4 protein-coding genes are annotated in these 2302 nt (G+C 59.7%); all 4 read left to right on the top strand.

Going from position 1 to position 2302, the window contains the following annotated elements; translation table 11 throughout:
• The coding region (locus tag ACETWG_12540; GenBank protein MFB0517416.1) for an epoxyqueuosine reductase at positions 1–486 on the top strand (486 nt) is incomplete at its 5' end.
• A gap of 132 nt (positions 487–618) precedes the next feature.
• Positions 619–1287, top strand: coding sequence for an isoprenoid biosynthesis glyoxalase ElbB (gene elbB, locus ACETWG_12535; protein ID MFB0517415.1), 669 nt, complete (start codon positions 619–621; stop codon positions 1285–1287).
• A 26-nt stretch (positions 1288–1313) separates the two neighbouring features.
• The gene (locus ACETWG_12530; GenBank protein ID MFB0517414.1) at positions 1314–2000 is read left to right on the top strand and encodes an LON peptidase substrate-binding domain-containing protein; all 687 of its coding nucleotides are present in this window, start codon (positions 1314–1316) and stop codon (positions 1998–2000) included.
• Positions 2001–2073: 73 nt separating this feature from the next.
• The coding region (locus ACETWG_12525; protein ID MFB0517413.1) for a WD40/YVTN/BNR-like repeat-containing protein at positions 2074–2302 on the top strand (229 nt) is incomplete at its 3' end.

Raw genomic sequence — 2302 nt, 5'->3', positions numbered from 1 at the left:
GATTACGGCTCGTGGCTGTTCCTGGGGGTGCTGCTGCTGGATGTGGGGTTGGAACCCGATCCGCCCTTCGGCCAGGCTCAGGGCAGGCCCTTTGACGAGGACCTGTGCGGCAGCTGCACTGCCTGCCTGGAGGCCTGCCCCACCGGCGCCCTCACCACCCCGTATCAAATCGACGCTCGCCGGTGCATCTCCTATCTGACTATCGAGTACCGGGACAGCTTCAGCCGGGAACAGGCGGGCTGGCTGCACGGCTGGATTTACGGCTGCGACATCTGCCAGGCGGTGTGCCCCTGGAACGTCCGGTTTGCCCGGCCGAGCCCGGAGCCAGGATTCGCGCCGCGGGAGTTCATCACCGCATTTGGCTTTGAGGATTGGGCGGCGCTGGGTGAGAAGCGGTGGGATAAGCTGCTGCGAGGCAGCGCGGCGCGGCGGGCGGGATATGAGGGGCTGAAACGGAATGTCCTGGCCCAGATAAAGACGAAGTGAGATTCTTCGTCCCAATGTAAAATCGGGACCCGGAATGACAGTGGTATGGGTAAAGCAGTTGACAAGGATATAAGGGTCATCTAACTTATCCCAGCCATAGCCCAACAGGGTGAAAAAGCGGAGGGTATAACCATGCCAACAGTCGGTGTTTGCCTCTCGGGATGTGGTTTCCTGGATGGGGCTGAAATCTACGAATCCGTAGCCACGCTTTATAATCTGGAGCGGGCCGGGGCGGATATCCTGGCCATAGCTCCCAATATTGATCAGATGCATGTAGTTAACCACGTGACGGGCGAGGCGGTAGCAGGTGAGACCCGCAACGTGCTGGTGGAAGCGGCGCGGATTGTCCGGGGCGAAATCAAGGACCTCGCCGAGGTGACGGCGGAAGACATGGATGCCCTGATATTTCCGGGTGGGTACGGGGTAGCCAAGAACCTCTCCACCTACGCCTTTGAGGGCCCCAATTGCCAGGTGGATGAAGAGGTTCAGCGCCTGGTGCGTGAGATCATCGCCGCCAACAAACCGCTGGGGGTCATCTGCATCGCTCCGGCCATGCTGGCGAAGATCCTGGAAGGCCTGGGGGTGAACACGCAGTTGACCATCGGCAACGATCCCGCCACCGCCCAGGATATCGAGGAGATGGGCACCACCCACGTGGCCTGCAGCGTAACCAAGCACATCACGGACAAAGAGAACAAAATCGTCTCCACCCCGGCCTACATGCTGGCCAAGAAGATCGGGGAAACCTGGGTAGGCATAGAAGGCCTGGTGAACGAGGTGCTGGCCTTGATCGATGCCTAGCGGCGGGGCCCTTCAGGGAGATTCCTTTGGTTAAGACGCTTAAGGACCTGCTGGAAACCTTTTCCGGCACGACGCCGCTGTTTCCCCTGCCGGACTTCGTATTTTTCCCCCAGACCGTCCAGCCTTTCCGCATCTTCGAGCCGCATTACGTGCAGATGGTGAAGGACTGCCAGGCGGGCGAGCGTATGTTGACCATCGCCCTGTTGCAGGAAACGGAAGCTGACCGTCATGACGCGGCGCCGCCTTTCTGTAATATTGCCACCCTGGGGTACGTCACTGACGTGAAGCCGCTGGAAGGGGACCGATTTGATATCCTGGTGACCGGCCTGGTGAAGGTGCAGGTGGAGGAGGTGGACTCGGACCGGCCCTATCGCCGGGGAGCCGTGACGCCGCTGACGGAGTTCAGCCAGGTGACCGATGCGGAGCATAAGCGCAAGCACATCCTGCATCTTTTTCAGTCGATCCTGGATCGGGCCGAGGTGCACAGTAGCCTGGAGGTACTGGAGGCGGCGGACATCCCCCTGCCGATGCTGGCTCACGTGATCATTAGCGCGCTGCCGATCGAGGCGCAGGAGAAACAGAAAATGCTGGAGCTGCAGTCCCTGGAGCTGCGCATCGAGATCCTGGAGAATTTCCTGGAGACCGGCCTGCAGACCATGGATGCCATGGGGCCGTTCGAGCCGATCCTGCCGTCACATCCGTGGTGGAACTGACTAAGTTCAAAATTGAGAGTTACTGGTTTCGAGTTACGGATTACAGGAACAGGCGGCGTGGGAGGATGAGTAAATGAAAAAACTGCTGCTCTTTTGCGGTTTAATTCTCTGGTCTTGCCAGATCAGCCCCACCGGTATTGAAGAGGGGGAATGGCACCTCGTGCGGGAGCCATCCGGGGACGTCCATTTCTCCGCCATTCACTTTGCCGACCAGCAGCATGGTTGGGCCGTGGGCGATTCCGGGACAGTCATTCATACCGGCGATGGTGGCGATACCTGGGAATATCAGCAAAGCGGTGCGC

The sequence above is a fragment of the Candidatus Neomarinimicrobiota bacterium genome (genome assembly GCA_041862535.1).
Lineage (GTDB): Bacteria > Fidelibacterota > Marinisomatia > SCGC-AAA003-L08 > TS1B11.
This window is presented reverse-complemented; position numbering and strand designations above follow the sequence as displayed.

Bases quoted from the DNA above. Each gene is read 5' to 3' on its own strand.
- elbB (MFB0517415.1), top strand. From the start codon at position 619: ATGCCAACAGTCGGTGTTTGCCTCTCGGGATGTGGTTTCCTGGATGGG.